The organism is Mesorhizobium sp. B2-6-4, from assembly GCF_006441495.1.
Lineage (GTDB): Bacteria > Pseudomonadota > Alphaproteobacteria > Rhizobiales > Rhizobiaceae > Mesorhizobium.
In genome coordinates, this window is record NZ_VFUE01000001.1 from 356471 (window position 1) to 381735 (window position 25265).

The 25265-nt window shown below is 64.1% G+C and carries 23 protein-coding genes; 14 read left to right on the top strand and 9 right to left on the bottom strand.

The annotated features are described in order from the left end of the window. Positions 1-5: 5 nt before the first annotated feature. The gene (gene pgi, locus FJ426_RS01665) at positions 6-1649 is read right to left on the bottom strand and encodes a glucose-6-phosphate isomerase (protein ID WP_140559713.1); all 1644 of its coding nucleotides are present in this window, start codon (positions 1647-1649) and stop codon (positions 6-8) included. Positions 1650-1909: 260 nt separating this feature from the next. Between pgi and FJ426_RS01670 the strand changes: the two genes are divergently transcribed. Both FJ426_RS01670 and FJ426_RS01675 read left to right on the top strand, forming a co-directional pair. Beyond that, positions 1910-3403 carry a PLP-dependent aminotransferase family protein gene (locus FJ426_RS01670; protein ID WP_140497014.1) on the top strand — a complete coding sequence of 498 codons (1494 nt, stop codon included), beginning with the start codon at positions 1910-1912 and terminating at the stop codon, positions 3401-3403. A gap of 193 nt (positions 3404-3596) precedes the next feature. Continuing rightward, the gene (locus FJ426_RS01675; RefSeq protein WP_140559714.1) at positions 3597-5183 is read left to right on the top strand and encodes a trimethylamine methyltransferase family protein; all 1587 of its coding nucleotides are present in this window, start codon (positions 3597-3599) and stop codon (positions 5181-5183) included. A gap of 23 nt (positions 5184-5206) precedes the next feature. Here FJ426_RS01675 and FJ426_RS01680 read toward each other — a convergent pair whose 3' ends face one another. From FJ426_RS01680 to FJ426_RS01700, 5 genes are all read right to left on the bottom strand, one after another. Then, the gene (locus FJ426_RS01680) at positions 5207-5605 is read right to left on the bottom strand and encodes a hypothetical protein (protein WP_140497299.1); all 399 of its coding nucleotides are present in this window, start codon (positions 5603-5605) and stop codon (positions 5207-5209) included. Between the two features lie 107 nt (positions 5606-5712). Then, positions 5713-6090, bottom strand: a complete 378-nt coding sequence (locus FJ426_RS01685) for a VOC family protein (RefSeq protein ID WP_140559715.1) — start codon at positions 6088-6090, stop codon at positions 5713-5715. Between the two features lie 19 nt (positions 6091-6109). Beyond that, complete coding sequence (gene chrA / locus FJ426_RS01690) at positions 6110-7501, bottom strand: chromate efflux transporter (RefSeq protein ID WP_140824715.1); 1392 nt, start codon at positions 7499-7501, stop codon at positions 6110-6112. Beyond that, the gene (locus FJ426_RS01695) at positions 7498-8316 is read right to left on the bottom strand and encodes a sulfurtransferase/chromate resistance protein (RefSeq protein ID WP_140559717.1); all 819 of its coding nucleotides are present in this window, start codon (positions 8314-8316) and stop codon (positions 7498-7500) included. The genes chrA and FJ426_RS01695 overlap by 4 nt, the downstream gene beginning before the upstream one ends. Positions 8317-8559: 243 nt before the next feature. Continuing rightward, the gene (locus FJ426_RS01700; protein ID WP_140497024.1) at positions 8560-10365 is read right to left on the bottom strand and encodes an IlvD/Edd family dehydratase; all 1806 of its coding nucleotides are present in this window, start codon (positions 10363-10365) and stop codon (positions 8560-8562) included. Between the two features lie 151 nt (positions 10366-10516). Here FJ426_RS01700 and FJ426_RS01705 point away from each other — a divergent pair, with 151 nt between their 5' ends. Continuing rightward, positions 10517-10969 carry a carbon monoxide dehydrogenase subunit G gene (locus tag FJ426_RS01705; protein ID WP_140497026.1) on the top strand — a complete coding sequence of 151 codons (453 nt, stop codon included), beginning with the start codon at positions 10517-10519 and terminating at the stop codon, positions 10967-10969. A gap of 35 nt (positions 10970-11004) precedes the next feature. On the opposite strand, the gene FJ426_RS01710 is transcribed toward FJ426_RS01705, so the two are convergent. The 3 genes from FJ426_RS01710 to FJ426_RS01720 all read right to left on the bottom strand — a co-directional run bounded on the left by FJ426_RS01710 (position 11005) and on the right by FJ426_RS01720 (position 13916). After that, the gene (locus FJ426_RS01710; RefSeq protein WP_140559718.1) at positions 11005-12189 is read right to left on the bottom strand and encodes an Mrp/NBP35 family ATP-binding protein; all 1185 of its coding nucleotides are present in this window, start codon (positions 12187-12189) and stop codon (positions 11005-11007) included. Between the two features lie 77 nt (positions 12190-12266). Continuing rightward, positions 12267-13271, bottom strand: a complete 1005-nt coding sequence (locus FJ426_RS01715; protein ID WP_140497030.1) for an inorganic phosphate transporter — start codon at positions 13269-13271, stop codon at positions 12267-12269. Between the two features lie 3 nt (positions 13272-13274). Next, positions 13275-13916: a DUF47 domain-containing protein gene (locus FJ426_RS01720; protein ID WP_140497032.1), complete on the bottom strand. Its 642-nt coding sequence runs from the start codon at positions 13914-13916 to the stop codon at positions 13275-13277. A gap of 209 nt (positions 13917-14125) precedes the next feature. Here FJ426_RS01720 and FJ426_RS01725 point away from each other — a divergent pair, with 209 nt between their 5' ends. From FJ426_RS01725 to FJ426_RS01775, 11 genes are all read left to right on the top strand, one after another. After that, the gene (locus FJ426_RS01725; protein WP_140559719.1) at positions 14126-14503 is read left to right on the top strand and encodes a VOC family protein; all 378 of its coding nucleotides are present in this window, start codon (positions 14126-14128) and stop codon (positions 14501-14503) included. A gap of 92 nt (positions 14504-14595) precedes the next feature. Further along, positions 14596-15495, top strand: coding sequence for a LysR family transcriptional regulator (locus FJ426_RS01730; RefSeq protein ID WP_140556811.1), 900 nt, complete (start codon positions 14596-14598; stop codon positions 15493-15495). A 132-nt stretch (positions 15496-15627) separates the two neighbouring features. Beyond that, a complete protein-coding gene (locus FJ426_RS01735) occupies positions 15628-16107 on the top strand; it encodes a formate dehydrogenase subunit gamma (RefSeq protein ID WP_140513030.1) in 480 nt (159 codons plus the stop codon). Continuing rightward, the gene (locus FJ426_RS01740; RefSeq protein WP_140559720.1) at positions 16104-17660 is read left to right on the top strand and encodes an NADH-quinone oxidoreductase subunit NuoF; all 1557 of its coding nucleotides are present in this window, start codon (positions 16104-16106) and stop codon (positions 17658-17660) included. Before FJ426_RS01735 ends, FJ426_RS01740 begins: the two co-directional genes overlap by 4 nt. Before the next feature lie 10 nt (positions 17661-17670). Further along, positions 17671-20580, top strand: a complete 2910-nt coding sequence (fdhF, locus tag FJ426_RS01745; RefSeq protein ID WP_140559721.1) for a formate dehydrogenase subunit alpha — start codon at positions 17671-17673, stop codon at positions 20578-20580. Between the two features lie 257 nt (positions 20581-20837). After that, positions 20838-21662: a formate dehydrogenase accessory sulfurtransferase FdhD gene (fdhD, locus tag FJ426_RS01750; RefSeq protein WP_140559722.1), complete on the top strand. Its 825-nt coding sequence runs from the start codon at positions 20838-20840 to the stop codon at positions 21660-21662. Beyond that, positions 21652-21963, top strand: coding sequence for a formate dehydrogenase subunit delta (locus FJ426_RS01755; RefSeq protein WP_140559723.1), 312 nt, complete (start codon positions 21652-21654; stop codon positions 21961-21963). Before fdhD ends, FJ426_RS01755 begins: the two co-directional genes overlap by 11 nt. A 112-nt stretch (positions 21964-22075) precedes the next feature. Then, positions 22076-23629, top strand: coding sequence for an alpha/beta fold hydrolase (locus FJ426_RS01760; RefSeq protein WP_140556817.1), 1554 nt, complete (start codon positions 22076-22078; stop codon positions 23627-23629). 107 nt (positions 23630-23736) lie between these two features. After that, the gene (locus tag FJ426_RS01765) at positions 23737-24216 is read left to right on the top strand and encodes a carboxymuconolactone decarboxylase family protein (protein ID WP_140559724.1); all 480 of its coding nucleotides are present in this window, start codon (positions 23737-23739) and stop codon (positions 24214-24216) included. Between the two features lie 18 nt (positions 24217-24234). Next, positions 24235-24663, top strand: a complete 429-nt coding sequence (locus tag FJ426_RS01770) for a nuclear transport factor 2 family protein (RefSeq protein ID WP_246675460.1) — start codon at positions 24235-24237, stop codon at positions 24661-24663. Positions 24664-24696: 33 nt separating this feature from the next. Further along, a complete protein-coding gene (locus FJ426_RS01775; RefSeq protein ID WP_140497050.1) occupies positions 24697-25011 on the top strand; it encodes a hypothetical protein in 315 nt (104 codons plus the stop codon). Positions 25012-25265 lie beyond the last annotated feature (254 nt).

Genomic DNA, 25265 nt, shown 5'->3' on the forward strand with positions numbered 1-25265 from the left:
CTCAGTCACTCCGAACCACGCAAATGGTGGATGTGTTCCACCAGGCCGGCGGTCGAGGCATCCCGCTTTGCGGCACTTTCCTTGCCTTCCACGACTGGCAGAAGGCCGGTGGCCAGTTCCTTGCCGAGCTCGACGCCCCATTGGTCGAAGGAGTTGATGTCGAACAGCGTTCCCTCGACGAAGACGCGGTGTTCGTAGAGAGCGATCAGGCGGCCGAGCGTGCGCGGGTCAAGCTTGCGATAAAGAATGGTCACCGAGGGCCGGTTGCCGGAGAAGACGCGGTGCGGGGCAATACGATCGACATCGGCCGGCTTCATGCCCTTGGCCAGCATCTGCGCGCGCGCTTCCTCCAGCGTGCGGCCCCTCATGAAGGCTTCCGACTGCGCCAGGCAGTTGGCGAGCAGCAGGTCGTGATGGTGCTTCAGCTCCGGCTCGTGGCCGTTCGCCGCGGCGAGGAATTCGACCGGAATGAAATCGGTTCCCTGGTGCAGGAGCTGGAAGAAGGCGTGCTGGCCATTGGTGCCGGGCTCGCCCCAGACCAGCGGCCCGGTCGGCGTCGCCACGGGACCGCCGTCCAGGGTGACGCTCTTGCCGTTCGATTCCATGTCGAGTTGCTGGAGATAGGCCGGCAGCCTGGACAGGCGCTGGTCATAGGGGATGACCGCGCGGGCCGGGTATTTGCAAACGACGCGATGCCACCAGCCGAAAAGGCCAAGCAGCACCGGCAGGTTTTTGGCCAGCGGCGCTGTGCGGAAGTGTTCGTCCATTTCGTGCGCGCCATCGAGGAAGGCGCGGAAATCGCGTGGACCAATGGCGATCATCACGGGAAGGCCGATGGCGCCCCACACAGAATAGCGGCCGCCGACCCAATCCCAGAAGCCGAAGACGCGGTCCGGCTCGATGCCGAACTTCGCCACCAGGTCGAGTGCCGTCGAGACAGCGGCGAAGTGCTTGCCGATCGCTTCCTTGCCGAGCGCCTTCTGGACCCAGTCGCGCGCCGTCTGCGCATTGGTCATCGTTTCGACCGTGGTGAAGGTCTTCGACGCGACGATAAAAAGCGTGCTCTCGGCGGAAAGGCCCTTCAGCGTGTCGTGGATATGGGCGCCGTCGATGTTGGAGACATAGTGCGCGCGCGGACCGTCATGATAGGGCGCCAGCGCCAACGTCGCCATGGCCGGGCCGAGATCGGAGCCGCCGATGCCGATATTGACGATGTCGGTGATCTTCTTGCCGGTGGCGCCTGTCGCCTTGCCGGAACGCACCGCGTCGGCGAAGGCGCCCATCGCGTCCAATACGGCGATGACCTCCGCCTTCACATCCTGCCCGTCGAGCACGATGCCCTTGCCGGTCAGGTTGCGCAGGGCGGTGTGCAGAACAGCGCGGCCCTCTGTAACGTTGATCTTCTTGCCGGCGAACATGGCGGCGCGGCGGCCTTCGAGATCGGCGGCGTCAGCCAGATTCTCCAGCAGGTCCATCGTGCGCGCATCGACGGCGCATTTCGACCAGTCGAGCAACAGGTCGCCGTAGCTGGCGGAGAACGTCTTGAACCGCTGCGGATCGGCGGCGAAGGCCTGGCGCATATCGCCGGCTGCCGCGGCGCGATGGTCGCGCAAGGCGGCAAGCTGTTTTTGGAAGGCTGACTGATCCACCGGCGGGCTCCTGGGACTGTTAAATTATCTTAGCAGACCGGATGTTTCCGGCGCGTGTCGTCGCGCCAAACTATTGAGCCGAATTCCGTCCGGTCAATACGCGGCGATGACGCACTGCGTTACACGGGATGCGAAGGCCGAAAGATCACTGGCATAAATCCCAAAGATCAGAAAAATTGATTGGCGCAACCCCTTGTGCCACCGTTACATTCGACTGGTCCAGCCAAACGAAAAAAGCTGGCCATCGAGGAACATTTCCCATGCCACAGCGCAACGACACGGCCATATGGTCCGGCCTGTTCCGGATTTCGGCCGAATCCGGCCAGACTTTGCAGGCACAGATCCGCCAGGCGATCGTGGCCGCTATTCTCGACCGCCAGATCGCCGCTTCGATGCCGCTTCCGTCATGCCGGATATTGGCCGAAAAACTCGGCGTGGCGCGCGGAACCGTGGTGCTGGCCTTCCAGCAACTGGTCGACCAGGGCTTCCTGGTGGCGCGCGAGCGGCGCGGCCATTTCGTCAATCCCGACGTTTTGGCGACGCCGGCCAAGCCGCACCAGAAGGCGCCCGACCAGGCCAACGAGATCGACTGGAAGGCACGCCGGCAGATCGCGGCCAGCGACATGCCGCCGCCGGCCAAGCACGAGAACTGGATCAAGTCGTCCTACCCCTTCGTCTATGGCCAGTTCGATCCGGCGCTGTTCCCGACCGCCGAGTGGCGCGAGTGCAACCGCATGGCGCTTGCCGTGCTGGAGATCCGCAACTGGGCCTCCGACATGGTCGATCGCGACGATCCGCTGCTGATCGAGCAGATCCAGGCGCGGCTGCTGCCCAGGCGCGGCATCTTCGCCAACCCCGACGAGATCATCGTCACGCTGGGCGCCCAGAACGCGCTCTACATGCTGGCGACGCTTTTGATGACCAAGGGCTCGAAGGTGGCGATGGAGGATCCGGGCTACCCCGACGCACGCTCGATCTTCCGGCTCGCCGGCGCCGACATCCAGCCGGTGCCGGTCGACCAGTCCGGCATCGTAACCTCTTCGATTCCCAACGATTCCGGCTTTGTCTTCGTCACGCCCAGCCATCATTGCCCGACCATGGTGCCGCTGTCGGCGGAACGCCGGCAGGACCTTCTGGCGCGCGCCAACCGCTACAACCAGATCATCATCGAGGACGGCTATGACAGCCAGCTTCTCGACGAGGCGCCGCAGCAAGCCTTGAAGAGCCTCGACCGCTCCGGCCGCGTGATCTATGTCGGCTCGATGTCGAAGACGCTGGCTCCGGGCCTGCGGCTTGGCTACATCGTGGCCTCGGCTGGACTAATCGCCGAACTCAGGGCGCTGCGCCGCTTCATGCTGCGCCATCCGCCGGCCAACAACCAGCGCGCGGTCGCGCTGTTCCTGTCGCTCGGCCACCACGAAGCGCTGGTGCGGCGGCTGTCGAGCGCCTTCGACGAGCGGCGCAAGCGCCTGGTCCATGCGATTTCCGCTTTCCTGCCCGAGTGGCGTTCGACCGACTCGGCCGGCGGCACGTCGCTGTGGCTGGAGGGACCGCGCGGCACCGATTCCCGCGGACTGGCCGAGGCCGCCGCCTCGCGCAGCGTCATCATCGAACCAGGCGACCGCTTCTTCGACCGCACCGAAAAGCCTTCGCGTTTCATGCGCTTGGGCATCTCCTCGATCGCGCTGCAGCATATCGAGCCCGGTATCCGCGAACTTGCAACCGCCGCGGGCCGCAGGCCGGCCGCCGCCTGATCACCTGGGCCTGACCACCTCCCGGGAGCCGCGCAACAGCGGCTCCTGCTTCTTTAGCACTGGCATATGCAACCGGACCGGCTGGCTCATAGGCTGTGCCAATGCCGGCGGCATAGTCGAGGCCTAAAGGGGACGAAGCAGCCGATGGTGGACCAACCGCCGCCCTGCTTCCGAGAAAAGGTGGAGTGCTTCCATGTCAGTGGCTGTCGAAAAGCAGGAAGCGGCCGACCAGCGTTCGCGCCGCTCCGGCGGACGCGAAGCGCGTCGCGCCATGCGGGCGGCGCCGCTCGCCGACGACATCAGGCCGGTTCGCGCCGGCCTTGAGGGGGGGAGCTATGGCCCCCTGCGCGGCACTGATTGCGAGCGCATCCACGAAGCGGTGCTGACCCTGCTGGAGACGGTCGGCTTCGCCAACGCAATCCCGTCCTGCATCGAGGCGCTGACCAAGGCCGGCGCCAGCCATGGCGACGACGGCCGTATCCGTTTCCCGCGCGCACTGGTGCTCAACACGATCAAGCGGGCGGCGCGGCATTTCACGCTCCACGGCCAGGACCCGAAGCACGACATGGTGATCCAGGGCAAGCGCGTGCATTACGGCACGGCGGGTGCTGCCGTGCATCTTGTCGACGTCGAGAAGCGCGAGTATCGCGAATCCTTGCTGCAGGACATCTATGATGCCGCGCGCATCGTCGACGGGCTCGACAACATCCATTTCTTCCAGCGGCCCATGGTGCCGCGCGACATTCCCGATCCGCTCGAAATGGACTTCAACACGCTCTATGCCTGCGTGATGGGCACGTCCAAGCATGTCGGCACGTCCTTCACGGTGCGGGAGAACGTGCAACCGGCGCTCGAAATGCTCTACGCGATCGCCGGTGGCGAGGAGAATTTCCGGGCCCGGCCGTTCGTGTCGAACTCCAACTGTTTCGTCGTGCCGCCGATGAAATTCGCCGAGGACGCCTGCGGCGTGCTCGAGGCCTGCGTCGAAGGAGGCATCCCGATCCTGCTGCTTTCGGCGGGACAGGCCGGGGCCACCGCTCCGGCGGCGATCGCGGGTGCGGTGGTGCAAGCCGTGGCCGAAGTGCTGGCCGGCCTTGTCTATGTCAACACCATCAAGCCGGGGCATCCGGCGATCTTCGGTACCTGGCCGTTCGTGTCGGACCTGCGCACCGGCGCCATGTCGGGCGGCTCGGCCGAACAGGCGGTGCTGACCGCAGCCTGCGCGCAGATGGCGCAGTTCTACGACCTGCCAGGCGGTTCGGCCGCAGGCATGACGGATTCGAAACTGCCTGACATCCAGTCCGGCTATGAAAAAGGCATCACCAATGTGATGGCCGGCCTTTCCGGCCTCAACCTGGTCTACGAATCGGCCGGCATGCACGCTTCCCTGCTCGGCTTCTGCCTGGAAAGCCTGATCATCGACAATGACATGCTCGGCCATTGCCTGCGCTGCGTGCGCGGCATCGAGGTGACGGACGACGCGCTGTCGATCGACACCATCGCCGATGTCTGCCTGAAAGGTCCGGGCCACTATCTCGGCAACGAGCAGACGCTGAAGCTGATGCAGACCGAATATTTCTACCCCGCCGTCGGCGACCGGTTTTCGCCGAAGGAATGGAACGAGAAGGGCCGACCCGACATATTGCAGCGGGCGATCGTCGAGAAGAAGCGCATCCTCGCCGAACGCTTCCCGCGCCATGTGCCGAAGCCGCTCGACGACAGGCTGCGCGCCCGCTTCGGCGACATGATCAAGCTGCCGCGCAACGGCATGGGCGGCTGAGAACGCCCCCCTTTGAAAACAGGTTAATCCGCGCTCAGCCCATAATGTTCGACGACCTCGGTATTGACCAGCTTGGCGTGTAGCGCCATCAGCACGATCTGGGCGTCGAAACTGTCTCCGGCATCGACCGCGGCCTCTATCCGACGCTCCACGTCCTGCCGCGGCTGCGCGCCATGAGAGCGCTCGAATGCCTCAGGCCCAGCAATACAATAGCTGAACAAACACGCCACTTGCGCATAAGCCTGCGGCGGCGGCTCGTCGGGCCAGTGATCCTTCATCAGGTTGACGATGGTGAGCTTTACGCCCTCCGGCACAAGGGCGGGATGCAAGTCGGCTCCGCGCAATGCGGCATCGAGCTGCCTGAGGTCGCTTGAACGGCCGAACATGCCGAGGAAACCGAGGGAAGAGCGTCGTTTGGCCATCATGGTCCAATCTGTTTCCCAGCAAATTGAGTGGCCTGGCAACGGAATGCAAATGCCGTGCAGGTGGTTTCTGCCCATGTCAGCTGGCTATTCGTGACAGGGACGCATTATCTGCGCCCCGGTTCGAACAGTTCCACCAGATTGCCGGATGGGTCCCGCAGCAATATCTGGCTGCCGCCCATGCCCTTGACGATTTCGTTCCTGAAAGCCTGGCCGGCAGTTTTCAGCTTGTAAACCACGCCTTCGAGATCCTCCACCTCGATCTGAATGCGGTTCCAGCCGCCGGGTTCGGGCACGCTGCCGTCGGGCATCGGCTGCGACGCCCCACCAGGACCGCCAGCGGCATTGAGCAGAAGCCGCAGGTTGCCCCTGGCAAGCATGGCGAACGATGGCGCCGGGTGCATGGCGACCGTGAAGCCGAGATGGTCGCGGTAGAAGGCCTTGTCGACGTCATTGACGATATAGCGGACACTGACCGTTTCCATGGTCTCCTCCGTGTCGAAGCTACCCACTCGCCGCAAGCAATAAGACACCCGCCAAAGCCGATCCGGCAAGCGTCGGCAGCATGCCGATTTTCAGCTTGAGGATGGCGATCATGGTAGCGCAGGACAGCAGCGCGGCACGCCAGTCGATCGAGGACAGTACCGGCATCTCCGTTCCGAGCCCCGTCGCGCGCACGTCGCGGAAGATGACGTGCAAGGCGAACCACAGGGCCAGATTCATGATGACGCCGACGACCGCCGCGGTGATCGCGCCCAATGCCGCCGACAATGCCTTGTTGCCGCGCAGCGCCTCGATGTAGGGCGCGCCGAGGAATATCCAGAAGAAGCACGGCGTGAAGGTAACCCACAGCGTAAGCAGCGCTCCAAGCGATCCGGCAAACAACGGATATGGCGATCCGGAATGGCGCAAGCCTGCAAGGAAGCCGACGAACTGCAGGACCAGGATGAGCGGTCCTGGCGTGGTTTCGGCAAGGCCCAGGCCATCGACCATTTCGCCTGGCGCAAGCCAGCCAAGAGAACCGACGGCCGCTTGCGCGACATAGGCCAGAACGGCATAGGCGCCGCCGAAAGTGACGACCGCCATGAGGCTGAAGAAGCCGCCGATCTGCGTCCAGACGCTGTTTGCCGATGTGAACGCCCAGATCAGCACAACCGGTCCAAGCCAGATCGGCAGCCAGATCGCGATGGTGCGCGGCGCGTGCCATCGCGTCGGCCTGGTGTGGGCCAGTTCGCCGCGCTCGAACATCAGATCGACCGCGCCCGTGGCGTCGGGAGCTTCGTCCTTGCCATGCGCGGCGCCAGAAAACAGGGCCGGCGCGATGCCGTTTCCGACCCACCCCACCAGTCCTGCAAACAGGACGAGGAGCGGAAAGGGGACGTTGAGCACGTAGATGCCGACAAAGGCGCAAAGCGCGATCGCCGCCATCACCCGGTTCTTCAAGGCGCGCCGGCCGATGCGGATAACGGCCTCGACCACGATCGCCAGCACCGCCGCCTTCACCCCGAAAAACAGCGAGTCGACCAGCGGCGCATCGCCATAGAGCGCATAGAGGATGCTCAAGGTCAGCATGACGACCGCCCCGGGCACGACGAAGAGGATGCCGGCGACAAGACCGCCGATCGTCTTGTGCAGCAGCCAGCCGATGTAGATGGCGAGTTGCTGGGCCTCGGGGCCAGGCAGCAGCATGCAGTAGTTCAGCGCATGCAGGAAACGCTGCTCGCCGATCCAGCGCTTTTCCTCGACCAATTCCCTGTGCATGAGCGCGATCTGCCCGGCCGGTCCGCCGAAACTGAGCAACCCGATCTTCGCCCAGAGTTTCGTGGCCTCGCGGAAGCTCGGGACCGCAGGCGCCTCGATGAGGTCAGCACTTTCCTCGGAAAGGAGGGAGCTCATGACGCCTTCGCCCCGGCCGGCCAATTGTGCGTTTCGTCGGTGGCATCGCGGCACCAGCGGAAGAACGCGTCGTAAAGCAGCATGCCGGCATCCAATTGTTGCAGGTCATCGCGAAACATGCGCGACAAACCAAGCGAGGCAGCGAGAAATCCCGCTGCCTGCGGAACCAGGTCGAGGCTCGCCGTGTCGGCTGCGCGCACGATCACGGCGAGGCGGTCGAGCGCTTCGGATTCGAGCCCGAACTCCTCGAGCATCGTGTCGAAGGTGCAGCGCTCGCCGCGATGGCTCCAGAACGCATTGTCGATGTCGAAAGGAACGGCCTGAAAACGATTGGCGACATCGGGCACTTCCGCCGCGTCGACGAACAGGAAGACCGCTTGGGGATCGACGAAACGGCGGATCAGCCAAGGGCAGGCGATGCGATCGACTTTGGGCCGGGCCCGCGTCACCCAGACGGTGCGGCCCTTGTCGTCCCGAGGCGGCATCCTGTCGGCGCGGACCAGAAGGCCGTGGGCGTCCCGCCAGGCTTCGAAGCCGCCTTCGAGCGATTCGGCGGCGATCCCTTCATGGCGCAGCCATGCGGCGACGCCTTGCGAGAGCTTTTTTCCCTGCTGGCAAACGACCGCCACGCGGCTACCGGCGAAGTCGGCTGCCCAGGTCTGGACGGTTTTGAAATCGCGCCGGTACGACGCCGGCAGCAAACGTGGATCGGCGTTGTAGTCGTCCTCGGTACGGATATCGAGGATTGCAGGCGAGCCCGGCAAACCGACCATACGGATCAGTTGCGGCACGGTGACGGCGGTTGTTGACGGCATGGCGTCCACCTCCTGAAAGAGAAGCCTGGACGCGAACGTTGGGCTGACGCCTCACGGGGTCGTCGCGATGAACCCCTTGCAGGGATGGTGGATTTGTTGGGCAGGCTTGTCAAGGACGCAATGTCCTCGGTCCATAGCGGGCCACGAAACGAAAAAACGATCGGCGGCCGATCAGGCCGCCGATCGTCGATCGCTATCCGTCAATTGTCGCTTCAAACAATCGATGAATGTCCCGGGGAATAATCAGTGATTGTCCCGGGGCACGCCCTTCGTATGAGCGACGTCCTGGTATTTCACCGCCGGTTTCAGCACCATGCCGCCCGAGAACTGGTCGACCATACCGCGCTGGATTTCCTGCCACGGCGTCTGGTGCTCGGGATAATGGTAGCCGCCATTGTTCTGCAGCTCGGCGCGGCGGCGGGTGATCTCGTCATCGGTGACGAGAATGTTGGCCGTGCCCTTTTTCAGGTCGATGCGAACGCGGTCGCCTGTCTTGAGCAACGCAAGCCCCCCGCCGATGGCGGCTTCCGGCGAGGCGTTGAGGATGGAGGGCGAGCCTGACGTGCCGGACTGGCGGCCGTCGCCGATGCAGGCCAGCGCGTGGATGCCCTTCTTGATGAGATAGGCCGGCGGCTGCATGTTGACGACCTCGGCGCCGCCGGGATAGCCGACCGGACCGGCGCCGCGCATGAACAGGATGGTGTGCTCGTCGATCCCTTGCGCCGGGTCGTCGATGCGGGCGTGGTAATCCTCCGGACCGTCGAAGACCATGGCATTGCCCTCGAAGGCCTCGGGGTCCTTCGGGTTGGAGAGATAGCGCTCGCGGAATTCGGGCGAGATGCCGCTGGTCTTCATGATTGCCGAATCGAACAGATTGCCCTTGAGATTGATGAAGCCGGCATTGGCCTTCAGCGGCTCGGCGACAGTGCGGATGACCTCGCGGTTCTCGTTGACGGCATCGCGGCAATTGTCGCCCATTGTCTTGCCGTTGGCGGTCAGAGCATCCGGATGCGGCAGCAGCCCGGCTTTCATGAGCTCCGCCACCACGGCCGGCACGCCGCCCGCGTGATGGTAGTCCTCGCCCAGATATTCGCCCGTCGGCTGGAGATTGACGATGAGCGGCACGTCGAGGCCGATCTTCTGCCAGTCGTCATTGTCGAGCGGCACGCCGAGATGGCGGGCGATGGCGTTGAGATGGATCGGCGCGTTGGTGGAGCCGCCGATCGCCGAATTGACGACGATGGCGTTCTCGAAGGCCTTGCGCGTCATGATGTCGGAGGGCTTCAAATCCTCGTGCACCATATCGACGATGCGTTTTCCCGTCTCGTAGGCGATCTGGCCGCGCTCGCGATAAGGAGCCGGAATCGCGGCCGAGCCCGGCAGCTGCATGCCGAGCGCCTCGGCCAGCGAGTTCATGGTGGTGGCGGTGCCCATGGTGTTGCAGTAGCCGGTGGACGGCGCCGAGGAGGCGACGATGTCCATGAACTCGTCGTAGCCGATCTCGCCGGCCGACAGGCGCTGGCGCGATTCCCAGACGATGGTGCCCGAACCGGTGCGCTTGCCCTTGTGCCAGCCGTTAAGCATCGGACCGACCGACAGCGCTATGGCCGGAATGTTGACGGTCGCCGCCGCCATCAACAGCGCCGGCGTCGTCTTGTCGCAGCCGATGGTGAGCACGACGCCGTCAAGCGGATAGCCATAGAGCACTTCTACCAGGCTGAGATAGGCAAGGTTGCGGTCGAGAGCTGCGGTCGGGCGCTTGCCGGTCTCCTGGATCGGGTGGCACGGGAATTCGAAAGGAATGCCGCCCATCGAGACGATGCCTTCGCGCACGCGTTTGGCGAGCTCGATGTGGTGGCGATTGCAAGGCGACAGGTCGGAACCGGTCTGGGCAATGCCGATCAGCGGCTTGCCCGACATCAGTTCGGCGCGCGTCAGCCCGTAATTCAGGTAGCGCTCCAGATAAAGTGCCGTCATGCCCGGATTGTCGGGGTTGTCGAACCACTCCTGCGAGCGAAACTTTTTCTTTCCTGTGGGGGCGCCAGCCATCATGGTCTCCGTATTTGTATGACAAATCGATATGACAACGCGCGGATGCAGGCAAGGGGCACGCGTGATCTGAATCCGGACTTTGGTGCGATAGACATCAATCGGGCCGCACGCTACCAACAATCCGACATTGGTCGTCCGGGAGGTTCTGATGGCTTTGGTGATCGAGGGCGAGGAGCGCATCGCCGCACCCCTCCAGAAAGTTTGGGAAGCGCTGAACGATCCGGCGGTGCTGAGAGAAAGCATCCCCGGCTGCCAGAGCCTCGAAATGAAGTCGCCGACCGAGATGGCGGCGACGGTGGTGCTGAAGATCGGCCCGATCAAGGCGACCTTCAACGGCGAGGTGACGCTGAGAAATCTCAATCCCCCGCATGCCTACACGATCCAGGGCGAAGGCAAGGGCGGCATCGCCGGCTTCGCCAAGGGCGGCGCCGACGTGACGCTGACCGAGGATGGGGCGGACGCGACGGTGCTCAAATACGCTGCCAAGGCCGAAGTCGGCGGCAAGATCGCCCAGCTCGGCAGTCGGCTGATCGAATCGACCTCGAAGAAATTGGCGGGACAGTTCTTTTCGAGCTTCGGCGAGAAGGTGGGGGCTGCTTAGGCTGGTCTATCCAGCGTTAGCGCCCCTGGACGACATTACTCGAAGACGATGCTCGGCACGGCGTCCGCGGCCGCGCCGCGCTCTTCGTTGACCCTGTCCCAGACCTTCGAAGCGATATCGCGATAGATCTTCGCTTCGGCACTGTCGGGCTTCGATGCCACCACCGGCGCACCTTCATCCGAGCTTTCGCGGATGCCCATCTCCAGCGGCACCTCGCCAAGGAAGGTGACGCCGAGGCGCTCGGCCTCACGGCGTGCGCCGCCATGGCCGAAGATGTCGTAGCGCTTGCCGGTGTCGGGGGCGAGGAAATAGCTCATGTTCTCGACGATGCCGAGCAGCGGCACGTCGACTTTCCTGAACATGTTGAGGCCCTTGCGAGCATCGATCAGGGCCAGATCCTGCGGCGTCGAGACGATGACCGCGCCGGCCAACGGCACCTGCTGGGCCATGGTGAGCTGGGCGTCACCGGTGCCAGGGGGCATATCGACGACGAGCACGTCGAGCGGCCCCCATTCGACTTCGCGCAGCATCTGCGTCAGCGCCGACATCACCATCGGCCCGCGCCAGATCATCGGCGTTTCCTCGTCGACGAGGAAGCCCATCGACATCACCTTGAGACCGTAATTCTGCATCGGTTTCAGGATCTTGCCGTCGACGGTCTGCGGCCGGCCGCGGATGTTGAGCAGCCTTGGCATGGACGGGCCATAGATGTCGGCATCGAGCACGCCCACTTTCAGCCCGTTGGCGGCGAGGCCGAGGGCCAGATTGACGGCTGTGGTCGACTTGCCGACACCGCCCTTGCCGGACGCAACCGCGATGATCGCCTCGATGCCGGGCACGCCGCGCTTGCCCTGGCTGTGCGAGGCAGGCGCATGGGGCGCCGGGCGCGGCGCGGCAACGGGCGGGGCGGGACGTGGCGCCGGGTGCGCCGCGACAGGCGCCTCCATGCCGCCGCCCTTCTTCTCCGCCGTCAAGGCGACGACGGCGCCAGCGACACCTGGAATAGCTTTCACGACACGCTCGGCCGCGGCGCGCAATGGCTCCATCTCCTGCGCCCTGGCGGCCGGAACGGTGATCGAGAAGAACACTTTCGAATCGGCGATGAAAATCTCGGAAACCATGCCGAGGTCGACGATGTTGCCGGTGAAATCGGGGCCATTGACCGTTTTCAGGCGCTCGATGACGGTTTCCTTGGTGACGGTTTCCTTGGTGACGGACATGGCTGTTGCTTCCCTGGCGTTCGGCTGCTGCTCACATAGTGCAGATCGCCGGCGGCTCCAAGCGCCAGGCCGCGACATCAGCCTGCCAGGCGAACCGCCAGATAGGTCAGTGCCGAAATCGCCGCCGTCGCCGGCAAGGTGACGACCCATGCGATGACGATGTTGCCGGCTATGCCCCAGCGCACCGCCGAGACACGGCGGGCGGCGCCGACGCCGATGATGGCGCCGGTGATGGTGTGCGTGGTCGAAACCGGAACACCGAGCCATGTCGCGGCGAAGAGGGTGATGGCGCCGCCGGTCTCGGCGCAGAATCCCTGCATCGGGTTGAGCCTGGTGATCTTCGAGCCCATCGTGTGGACGATGCGCCAACCGCCGAACAGCGTGCCCAGCGCCAATGCCGACTGGCAAGTCAGGACCACCCAGAGCGGCACGTAGAAATCCGTTCCGAGCATGCCTTGGGAATAGAGCAGCACGGCGATGATGCCCATGGTCTTTTGCGCATCGTTGCCGCCATGACCGAGCGAATAGAGGGAGGCGGAAAAGAACTGCATGACACGGAAGGTACTGTCGACGGCAAACGGCGTCTGGCGCACGAACAGCCAGGAAACCACCAGGATCAGGAGAAGCGCCAGGACAAAGCCCGTCGCCGGCGACAGGACGATGGCGGCGACCGTCTTGCCGAGCCCCGCCCAGACGATGGCACCCGTGCCGGCCTTTGCGACGCCTGCCCCCACCAATCCGCCGATCAACGCATGCGAACTGCTCGACGGGATGCCGGCGATCCAGGTGACGATATTCCAGACGATGGCGCCGACCAGGGCGGCGAAGATCACCGCCGGGGTGACGATGCTTGCATCGATGATACCTTTGCCCACGGTTTCGGCGACATGAAGGCCAAAGAACATGAAGGCGATGAAATTGAAGAAGGCCGCCCAGAACACCGCGTAATGCGGTCTCAGCACCCGGGTCGAGACAATGGTGGCGATCGAGTTGGCGGCGTCGTGCAGGCCGTTGAGGAAATCGAAGAACAGCGCGACGGCGACGAGGCCGACCAGCAGGGGAAAGGCGATCGCGACTTCCATCGCCTAGACGTTCTCGATGACGATGCCGCTGATCTCGTTGGCGACGTCCTCGAAGCGGTCGACCACCTTCTCCAATTGGCCATAGATCTCCGAGCCGATCAGATAGGCCATCGCATCGCTGCGGCCGTGCCGCCTGAAGAGATCCTTCAGGCCCTGCTCATGCAGATCGTCGGCTCGGCCTTCGGCACGCATGACTTCCTCGGCGAGTTCGTTCAGGCGCGCACTGTTGGCGCCGACCTTGGCCAGCAGCGGGATCGCCTCCGCGACGAGCCTGGCGGCATCGACAATGACGGCGCCCATTTCCTGCATCAGCGGATCGAATTCCCTCTTCTCGAACAGCCGCACCGTCTTGACGGTCTTGTGCATCATGTCGATGGCGTCGTCCATCGACTGGATCAGGTCCTTGATATCGCCGCGGTCGAAAGGCGTGATGAATGAGCGCCGCACGGCAAGCAGGACTTCGGCGGTGATATGGTCGGCTTCGTCCTCGAGATCGACGATCTTTTCGCACCAATGCTCGATGTCCTTGCCTAGGAGGAGCTGCTGCAGGGCCTCCGCGCCGCCGACCACCGTGCGGGAATGCCGCTCGAACAGGTCGAAGAAGCGATCTTCGCGCGGCAACAGCTTGCGGAACCAGCCCAGCATGTTCGTCCCTCCCGGCGCACCAGTTCCATCCACATAGCGCCGCATGCGCCCATGGGGAACAGTAAGCCGGCTGAAAGATGTGGATGCAGCCAATTGCAGGCACCGCTCGCAATTGGCTGGCCGCCGGCAAAGCGGGGGTCGTCAAGCGACCGGAGCGACCTATTTCCAAGGAGACGCCGGGGACGACAAGCAGCGAAGGAGAAACGATCATGCTTGCAAACAGCAACGCGACGGCCAACCTCGCGGTGAAAGAGCCGGCGAAGGCAAAGGCTTTCTACGAGGGGACGCTCGGCCTGAAACAGGTGCATGACGAGGGTGGCGAACTGATCGTGTACAAAAGCGGCGACACCACGATCAATGTCTATCGCTCTCAGTTCGCCGGAACCAACAAGGCGACGGCGGTGACGTGGACGGTCGGCGATGAGATCGACACCGTCGTCAGCGGGCTGAAATCGAAAGGCGTTGCGTTCGAGCACTACGAGATGCCCGGCCTGACACTGGAAGGCGACATCCATGTCGGTCACGGCATGAAGGTCGCCTGGTTCAAGGATCCGGACGGCAACATCCTCAATCTCGTCGACCGATAGGTTTCTGCGATCAAGCATCGGCTTGGGGCGATCGACATCGCAGTGGCCGGCAGCCCTCTGGCGCGGTGCGGCGGCGGCGGTTAGCTTCAGATATGATCGACAAGCTGGAATTTTTCATCGCGCTGGCCAAGGAAGAGCATTTCGGGCGGGCTGCCGAAGTGTGCGGCGTCACCCAGCCCACCTTGTCGGCCGGCATCAAGCAACTTGAGGGTCAGCTGGGCGTGATGCTGGTCCTGCGCGGCTCGCGCTTCCAGGGCCTGACCCCGGAGGGCAAGCAGGTGCTGGTGTGGGCGCGCCGCATCGTCGGCGATACCAGAACCATGCGCGAGGAGATGCGGGCGGCGCGGCACGGCTTGTCGGGACGTATCCGCATCGCCGCCATTCCCACCGCGCTCGCCATGGTGGCGCGGCTGACGACGCCATTCCGCGAAAAACACCCCGGCGTCACCTTCTCGGTACTGTCCCGGACCTCGATCGAAGTGCTGTCGCTGCTCGGCAATTTCGATATAGACGCCGGCATCACCTATCTCGACAACGAACCGCTCGGACGAGTGACCAGCGTACCACTCTACGATGAGCGCTATCAGCTGATCACCGCCATCGGAAACCCCTATTCCGACCGCGACAAGGTGACATGGGCCGAGATCAGCCACCTGCCGCTCTGCCTGCTGACCCCGGACATGCAGAACCGCCGCATCATCGACCAGCACCTGGCCGAGGCCGGTGTCGAGGTCCGGCCGACGCTGGAATCCAATTCGATGATCGTGCTGTTCTCGCATATCCGCACGGGCAAATGGTCCTCGATCATGCCGCTCAACCTCACGGAAACGTTCGGCTTTTCCGAACCTATCAGGGCTATCCCGATCGTCGAGCCGGACGCCAGCCACACGGTCGGGCTGGTGGCCGCGTTGCGCGAACCGCACACGCCGCTGGTTTCGGCGCTGCTGGACGAGGCGATGGCGCTTGCAGACGATTTCCGCGCCCCCCGCTAGGTTAGGAAATGCAGGTGCTGGAATTCGATAGAAAATTTCTATCAAGCGACGGATCCGCTTTATTGATTTCAGGGGTTTCTCCTGATTTTGTAAAGACTTAGCGATAAAGCCACCGACCAGGGAGGGCGCTGCGTGACGATGCAGCCTGCAAGTACCGAGATCGCATCGCGCACGGCCGCGATCATCCAGGATCTGAAAGACCTCGAAGGTCCGCTGCTGCCGATCCTCCATAACATTCAGGAAGAGTTCGGCCATGTGCCGCAGGCAGCACTCCCGGTCATTGCCGACGGACTGAACCTTTCCAGAGCAGAGGTGCACGGCGTCGTCACCTTCTATCACGATTTCCGCGCCCGCCCGGCAGGCCGGCATGTGCTCAAGCTCTGCCAGGCCGAAGCTTGCCAGTCGATGGGTTCCGATGCGGTGGCCGCCAGGATCAAGCAATTGCTCGGCATTGATTTCCACGAGACGGCGAAAGACGGTTCGGTGACCCTGGAGCCGGTTTATTGCTTGGGACTGTGCGCCTGCTCGCCCTCGGCGATGCTCGATGGCGAGGTGATCGGGCGGCTCGACAACGAGAAGATCGAAGAGATCGTCGCGGAGGTGCGCTCATGATCCCGCGCATCTACATTCCCGGCGATTCCGGCGCGCTGGCGCTCGGTGCCGAAAGGGTCGCCAAGGCTGTTCGTGCTGAACTCGCCGAGCGCGGCGTTGAGGCCAAGATCGTCCGCAACGGGTCGCGCGGCGCCTATTTCCTAGAGCCTATGGTCGAGGTCGCCACAGCAAACGGCCGCGTCGCCTACGGGCCGGTGAAGCCTTCCGACGTCAAGAGCTTGTTCGACAGCGGCTTTCTCACCGGCGGCCATCACAAGCGCTGGCTGGGCGCGCCGGACAAGATCCCGTTCCTGGCCAAGCAGACCCGTCTGACCTTCGCGCGCTGCGGCATCAACGACCCGCTGTCACTCGACGCCTATAAGTCGCTTGGCGGGCTGAAGGGCCTGCAGAACGCGGTGGCCATGGCCCCGGCAGAGATCGTCAGCCAGGTTACGGAGTCCGGCCTGCGCGGCCGCGGCGGCGCCGGCTTCCCGACCGGCATCAAATGGAAGACGGTGCTCGATACGACATCCGAGCGCAAATACATCGTCTGCAACGCCGACGAGGGCGACAGCGCCACCTTCGCCGACCGCATGATCATGGAGGGCGATCCCTTCGTGCTGATCGAAGGCATGGCGATCGCGGGCATCGCCACCGGCGCGACCAAGGGCTTCGTCTACATCCGCTCGGAATATCCGCATGCGGTGGCGGTCATGAACAAGGCCGTCGAGGTCGCCCGCAAGGCCGGCGTGCTCGGCGTCAGCGTGCTCGGTTCGGCCACCGCCTTCGACATGGAGATCCGCGTCGGCGCGGGCGCCTATGTCTGCGGCGAGGAGACCTCGCTTCTGAACAGTCTGGAAGGCAAACGCGGCGTGGTGCGCGCCAAGCCGCCGCTGCCGGCAATCCAGGGCCTTTTCGGCAAGCCGACGGTGATCAACAACGTCATCTCGCTGGCTTCGGTGCCCGTCATCATGGACAAGGGCGCCGCCTACTACAAGAATTTCGGCATGGGCCGCTCGCGCGGCACGATCCCGATCCAGATCGCCGGCAACGTCAAGCGTGGCGGCCTGTTCGAGGCGGCTTTCGGCATGACACTGGGCGAAATCGTCGACGATATCGGCGGCGGCACGGCCACCGGCCGGCCGGTGAAAGCGGTGCAGGTCGGCGGTCCACTCGGCGCCTATTTTCCGCGCGATTTGTTCGACACGCCGTTCGATTATGAGGAATTCGCCAAGCGCGATGGACTGATCGGCCATGCCGGCATCACCGTGTTCGACGACACCGCCGACATGCTGAAGCAGGCGCGCTTCGCCATGGAGTTCTGCGCCATCGAAAGCTGCGGCAAGTGCACGCCCTGCCGCATCGGCTCGACGCGCGGGGTGGAGACCATCGACAGGCTCGCCGCCGGCATCGAGCCGGAGAAGAACCTCGCCCTGGTCACCGATCTCTGCAACACGATGAAGTTCGGATCGCTCTGCGCGCTGGGCGGCTTCACGCCCTACCCGGTGATGAGCTCCATCACGCATTTCCCCGAGGATTTCAAGCCCGCGCCGGCGCGCGTGGCTGCTGAATAGGAGCTGGCAGATGAACATCAAGGCCGACTTCCCGACGCTTATCGAAGAGATCGATTACGGAACTCCGCAATCGAAAGCTGAGAAGCGGATCACGCTGACCGTCGACGGCCGCAGCATCAGCGTGCCGGAAGGCACGTCGATCATGCGCGCCGCGATGGAAAGCGGGGTCGAGATCCCGAAGCTATGCGCCACGGACATGCTGGACTCGTTCGGTTCCTGCCGCGTTTGCCTGGTCGAGATCGAAGGGCGCGGCGGCACGCCGGCGTCCTGCACGACGCCTGTCGGCGAAGGCATGGTGGTGCGCACGCAGTCGGAACGGCTCGACGCCATTCGCCGCGGCGTCATGGAACTCTATGTCTCCGACCATCCGGTGGGCTGGAACCAGAAGGCCGGCACCGGCGCCAGCGAGTTCGACGCGGTGGCGAAGTCGGTTGGCCTGACCGAGAACCGCTACGGCGTCGAAGGCCGCAATCACGTCAAGGAGGATGGCGTCGCGCCCGGCCACGGCTCGCTGGCCGTCGACTACATCGCGCGTGACGAATCCAATCCGTATTTCACCTATGATCCGGCGCAATGCATCGTCTGTTCGCGTTGCGTGCGGGCCTGCGAAGAGGTGCAGGGCACGTTTGCGCTGACGATCGAGGGCCGCGGCTTCGAATCGCGCATGGTCGCCGGCATGCACGAGGATTTCATCGCTTCCGAATGCGTGTCCTGCGGCGCCTGCGTGCAGGCCTGCCCGACCGATGCACTGCGCGAGAAGACAGTGCTCGCTAAGGGCCTGCCGGAACGCTCGGCCGTCACTACCTGCGCCTATTGCGGCGTCGGCTGCTCGTTCAAGGCCGAAGTGAAGGACGACGAGGTCATCCGCATGATGCCCTACAAGGAGGGCAAGGCCAATCACGGCCATTCCTGCGTGAAGGGCCGCTTCGCCTATGGCTATGCCACCCACAAGGACCGCATCCTGTCGCCGATGATCCGCGAGAAGGTGAGCGATCCCTGGCGCGAAGTGAGTTGGGAGGAGGCGATCGCCCACACGGCCAAGGAGTTCCGCCGCATCCAGTACCAATATGGACGCACGGCGATCGGCGGTATCACCTCGTCGCGCTGCACCAATGAGGAGACCTATCTGGTCCAGAAGCTGGTGCGCCAAGGCTTCCGCAACAACAATGTCGATACCTGCGCGCGCGTCTGCCATTCGCCGACCGGCTACGGGCTCGGCCAGACCTACGGCACCTCGGCCGGCACGCAGGATTTCGATTCCGTCGAATTCACCGACGTCGCCGTCATCATCGGCGCCAATCCGGCTTCCGCACACCCGGTTTTCGCCTCGCGGCTGAAGAAGCGGCTGCGCCAGGGCGCCAAGCTGATCGTGCTCGACCCGCGCCGCACCGAGATGGTCAAGTCGGCGCATATCGAAGCCGACTACCACCTGCCGCTGAAGCCCGGCACCAATGTCGCCGTGCTGACGGCGCTGGCACATGTCATCGTCACCGAAGGCCTGTTCGACGAGGCCTTCATCCGCGAGCGCTGTGACTGGACGGAATTCCAGGACTGGGCGTCCTTCGTCGCCCTGCCGGAGAACAGCCCCGAAACCGTCGGCAAGCTGTCCGGCGTCGATCCCGAACTGATCCGCGGTGCTGCGCGTCTCTACGCCAAGGGCGGCAACGGGGCGATCTACTACGGCCTCGGCGTCACCGAGCACAGCCAGGGCTCGACCACGGTGATGGCGATTGCCAATCTCGCTATGGCCACCGGCAATATCGGTCGCCCGGGCGTCGGCGTGAACCCGCTGCGCGGCCAGAACAACGTGCAGGGCTCGTGCGACATGGGCTCCTTCCCGCACGAACTGCCAGGCTATCGCCATGTCTCGGGCGACGCGGTGCGCGACATCTATGAAAGCCTGTGGGGCGTGAAGCTGGACGACGAACCCGGCCTGCGTATCCCCAACATGCTGGATGCCGCCGTCGACGGCTCCTTCAAGGGCATCTACATCCAGGGCGAGGACATCCTGCAGTCCGATCCCGACACCAAGCATGTCGCCGCCGGACTGGCCGCGATGGAATGCGTGGTCGTGCACGACCTTTTCCTCAACGAGACGGCGAACTACGCGCATGTGTTCCTGCCGGGCTCGACCTTCCTTGAGAAGGACGGCACCTTCACCAATGCCGAGCGCCGCATCAACATGGTGCGCAAGGTGCTGGAACCGAAGGCGCGTTACGCCGATTGGGAAGCGACGCAGGAGCTTGCCCGTTCCGTCGGGCTGGACTGGAACTATGCGCATCCGTCCGAGATCATGGACGAAATCGCCAAGACGACGCCGAGCTTCTCCGGCGTCTCCTTCGAGTTGCTCGACCGCCTCGGATCGGTGCAGTGGCCCTGCAATGAGAAGGCCCCTCTCGGCACCCCGGTCATGCATGTCGACGGCTTTGTGCGCGGCAAGGGCAAGTTCATCCGCACCGAATATGTGGCGACGGACGAGCGAACCGGGCCGCGCTTCCCGCTGCTTTTGACCACCGGCCGGATCCTGTCGCAGTACAATGTCGGCGCGCAAACGCGGCGCACCGACAATATCATGTGGCACTCCGAGGACCGGCTGGAGATCCATCCGCACGACGCCGAGAACCGTGGCCTGCGCGACGGCGACTGGGTGCGGCTGACCAGCCGCTCCGGCGAGACGACGCTGCGCGCGCAGATCACCGACAGGGTGTCACCGGGCGTGGTCTATACGACCTTCCACCATCCCGACACGCAGGCCAACGTCATCACCACGGATTTTTCGGACTGGGCGACCAACTGTCCGGAATATAAGGTGACGGCGGTGCAGGTCGGTGCCTCCAACGGACCATCGGAATGGCAACGCAACTATGACGAGCAGGCGCGCAACAGCCGCCGCATCGCCCCGCTGGAAGCGGCGGAGTAGTATAGAGACAAAATCTTGACGGCAGGTCGACCCCCACTCCGTCGAGCTTCGCTCGACACCTCTCCCCCGATCGACGGGGGAGAGGAAAGGCGCGAGCGTGCGTCAGCTGGCTTCCTTCCTCTCCCTCCGAAGGGGGGAGAGGTGGCGCTGCGTAGCAGCGACGGAGTGGGGGAAGCCCTCCGAGAGCAAATGCCGTTTAAGGCTGGCAAATCCCTTTGCTTTCTCGACGAAATATCCAGCAGGACAGGCGGTGCTGCGTGAAGCGTGCCGCCATTTCCCAGACCTCCCGCCTAGCCCATCGCGCCAGCGGCACGGCAGCGGCCCGCCGCATGGTGCCGGAAGAAACGCCGGTGGCGTTCTCCTTTGCCGGCACGACGCACGCGGTGATGATGGCGAGCCCGGCCGATTTGAAGGATTTCGCACTCGGTTTCTCGCTGACCGAAGGCATCATCGCTTCACCCGACGAAATCGAGGCGATCGAGGTCGAGGATCTCGGCGCCGGCATCGACATCCAGATTCGACTGAAGGACCAGGCCAACACGCGGTTCGAGACGCGGCGGCGCAGGCTCGCCGGACCGGTTGGCTGCGGGCTCTGCGGCATCGAATCCATCGAGGAAGCGATGCGCTCGGTCGATGCGGTTGGTGCGTCTAAACTTACGCTTGATGCCGGCGACATCGTCCGTTCCGTCAAGCTTCTCTCCAGGATGCAGCCGCTGCACAGCGAGACGGGCGCGGTGCACGCCGCCGGCTTCTATATCCCCGGCAAGGGCACCGTCATTGCGCGCGAGGATGTCGGCCGTCACAACGCACTGGACAAGCTGGCCGGTGCATTGGCCAAGGCCGGCATCGACGGCGCGACCGGCGCGGTAGTGGTGACGTCGCGCGTCTCCGTCGAGATGGTGCAGAAGACGGCGACGATCGGCTCGCCCTTCATCATTGCCGTCTCTGCGCCGACCGCGCTCGCCGTCCGCACCGCCGAACAGGCCGGCATGACGCTGGTGGCCTTGGTTCGCGGCGACGATTTCGATATTTTCACCCATCCGGACCGGGTGGTTCGCGGAGTTGCCAAACATGTCGCATGACGAAGACCACATCATGAGCACCAGCGAGAAGCTGGTGCGGATGGCCAACCAGATCGCGGCCTTTTTCCACTCCAGGCCGCGCGAAGAAGGCGTGGCCGGGGTGGCCGAGCATATCAACAAATTCTGGGAGCCGAGGATGCGGCGTCAGTTCTTCGAGATGCTGGACAGCGGCGGCGACGGCTTCGATGAACTCGTCGTGGCTGCCTCGACCAGGATCAAGCGGCCGGTCTCGCCCGCCGAGGCCGATCTGAAGCTCGGGCTCAAGCTTCCCCCAGGCGACGTAGCCGTCTCGCAAAAATAGCCATTGGTTCGCGTCCGCTTATATTTCCTTCCGCTAAAGTTTAAGCTGCCGCACGCGACGCAGCTCTGCTATGGTCAGCGATCCGAAATCGCCAGGCCGGGCGGAACAACTCGTGAGGCCGATCGAGACCCGATACGCCCGTAGCGGCGATGTGCGGATCGCCTATCAGGTGGTCGGCCAAGGCGCGTTCGATCTCGTCTTCGTGCCGGGCTTCATCTCCAATCTCGACCTGCATTGGGAGGATGAAGGCTATAGCAGGCTGCTGAAACGGCTTTCCGCCTTCTCAAGGCTGATCCTGTTCGACAAGCGCGGCACCGGTCTGTCCGACCGCGTCGATGCCAACCATCTCCCCAGCCTCGAAACGCGCATGGACGACGTGCGTGCGGTGATGGACGCGGCCGGCAGCGGCCGCGCGGCCCTGCTCGGCGCCTCGGAAGGCGCTCCGATGGCCATGCTGTTCGCCGCCACGTATCCGGAGCGGACGCGCGCCCTGGCGCTCTATGGCGGCTATGCCCATTTCCACCGATGGGTGATGCCGCCGGAACGGCTGGACGCATTCATCGCGACGACGGAAACCGCCTGGGGCACAGGCGCCACCTTGCCGCATTTTGCGCCCGGCCGCGTCGAAGACAGTCACTTTGCCGCCTGGTGGTCGCGGTTCGAGCGGCTGTCGGCAAGTCCAACGGCGGCGGCGGCGCTGGCGCGCATGAATGCCGGCATAGACGTGCGCGGCATACTCTCGGCGATCAGCGCGCCGACGCTGCTGATCCACCGCCGCAACGACGCGCGCGTCGATCCCGATGCCAGCCGCTTTCTCGCCCGGAAAATCCCGAACGCCCGGCTTGTCGAAATCCCCGGGCGCGACCACCCGGTGTGGACCGGTGATGTCGACCGGGTCGCCGACCTGATCGAGGAATTCCTGACCGGCGAGCCGGCCGTGGCCGACAGCGAGCGCGTGCTCGCCGCATTGCTGGTGACGCGTATCTACGATACGGCGCGCCTCGGCGACCGCATGTGGAGCGAGCGCAGCCAGCGATTCCAGGAGACCTGGCGATTGCTGGTGGGGCGCCATGGCGGACGTGTCGCAGGCACGCATGGCGAGCTGATGATCTCGCGCTTCGACGGTCCGGCGCGCGCCATACGCTGCGCGGCGGCATTGCGCGAAGCGGCGCAGGAGATCGGTGTGGCCAGTGCACAGGGCGTGCATGTCGGCGAGATCGAGATGCGCGGACCGCCGGTCGGCTTGACTGCACGCGTGACCATACAACTTGCGGCCCATGCCAGCCGCGGCGAGATCCTGGCGTCGCGGCTGGTTTCCGACCTGGCGACCGGCTCCGGCCTACACTTCATCGATGGCGGACGCATTGCGCTCGACGAGTTGGACGAGCCGTTGGCGTTTGTTCTTGCGACGTCCGAGCAGCATCTGGAACCCGCCTGCCGATCCAAGCCCAGGCCTGCCGAACCGGCCGCGCTGACGGCGCGCGAAAGCGAGGTGGTGAGCCTGATCGCCGACGGCAAAAGCAATGCCGCGATCGCCGCCGAGCTCAACCTCAGCGAGCATACGGTCAAGCGTCACGTCGCCAACATATTGCTCAAGCTCGACCTGCCGTCGCGGGCGGCGGCGGCCGCGTTTTCGGCACGCAACCCTGGCCCGCACGGGCCATAAAGGCCATGGCGCTTTCGGGCGAAGCGGCCGATGGCGTCGGGGATTATCAATTCTTCCCATGCAGGCCAGGCGATATCGCCGTGACGGTACTGCGAAGGGAGGATGAAATGGTGAAATCAAGTCGCAAGACCAGATTGCTCGTCATCGCGGCCGGCGTCGGCGCCTTGCTGGCCCTGGCTCCGGCGCGGGCCGAGGATGCCTCGGCGACGGCAGCATACAAGGACATAGCGGCCACGCTCGGCTCCGTACCGGACATGTTCAGGACTTTGCCTGACGTGGCGGTCGCCGGTGCCTGGGCCGAGATAAAGTCGATGCAGCTCAACCCCAAGACCGCACTCGATGGCAAGACCAAGGAACTCATGGGGCTTGCCGTCGCCTCGCAGATTCCTTGCCAGTACTGCGTCTACTTCCACACCGAGGCCGCCAAGCTCAACGGCGCGACCGACGAGGAGATCAAGGAAGCGGTGGCAATGGCGGCGATCGTTCGCCACTGGTCGACGATGCTCAACGGCAGCCAGGTCGACCTCACAGCCTTCAAGAAGCAGACCGACGACGTGTTCGCGGCCGTGAAGGCCAAGTCGCAGTGACACTATCGCTGCACGGCGATGACCGCCGGGCAGCACTTTGCTCATCAACCGCCCGATCGGGAAGACGGGCGCATGGAGGACGAAATGCTGACCAAGACACAGACCGTTGACGGCGCGGCAATCAAGAAAGCCATCGAAGGGCGCGATGGACAGATGCTGTCGAGCTTTTACGCCGACGATGCGGTGTTGCGGGTCGTCGACCGCAATAATCCGCCGAGCAAGCCGCGCGAGATCCGCGGCCGAGCGGCGATCAGCACATTCTGGGACGACATCTGCAGCCGGGCAATGACCCACAAGGTCGATACCACCATTGCCGATGGCGACAATCTCGCCTTCACCCAAGCCTGCGCCTACCCGGACGGGACCAAGGTGTTCTGTGCGGCGATGCTGGAACTCAAGGGCGGGCGGATTGCACGGCAGACCGTCGTGCAGGCCTGGGACGAGTAAGCGGCATCAGCCGCATCTTCGGAGGAGGAAAACATGTTCAGCGCCAGATGGCAGATCGACGCCAGGTTCGGACACAAGCAGACCGTGCTCGACCTCTTGCGGAAATGGGAATCCGAGATCGGTTCGCAGGTCGGCGTCGCCGACCTGAAGTTCCAGATCATGACGGGTTCGATCGGCGCGCGGGAGGCGACGGTCGAATCTCACCACCAGGTCGAAAGCCTGGCCCAGTTGGAAGAGTTCTTCGCCAGGATCGGCAAGATCGACGCGCATGCCAAATGGGGCAAGGAGATCGAGCCTTACGTCGTGTCGGGCACCAGCCTATGGCAGATTTTCCGCATCGTCGAATAATGCATGTCGTCCTGACGTCGCCATAGAACAAGGACCTGAAGCGCGTCGCATCGATCCCTTTCGACGCGACGCGCTTTCGCTACCATGACGGCTTCCGCCTGCCCGCTATGGCTCTCCCGGGCCATTTCCCCACTGGCCCTTTCGGGCGAAGCAGCGAGGAGCCGGATCGGTGCAATGTGCTCTCCTGCACCATCCTGCGCACCCGACGGATGGACGGCACAAGCAAAGCAACAAGATAAATCGTCGCGTCGAAA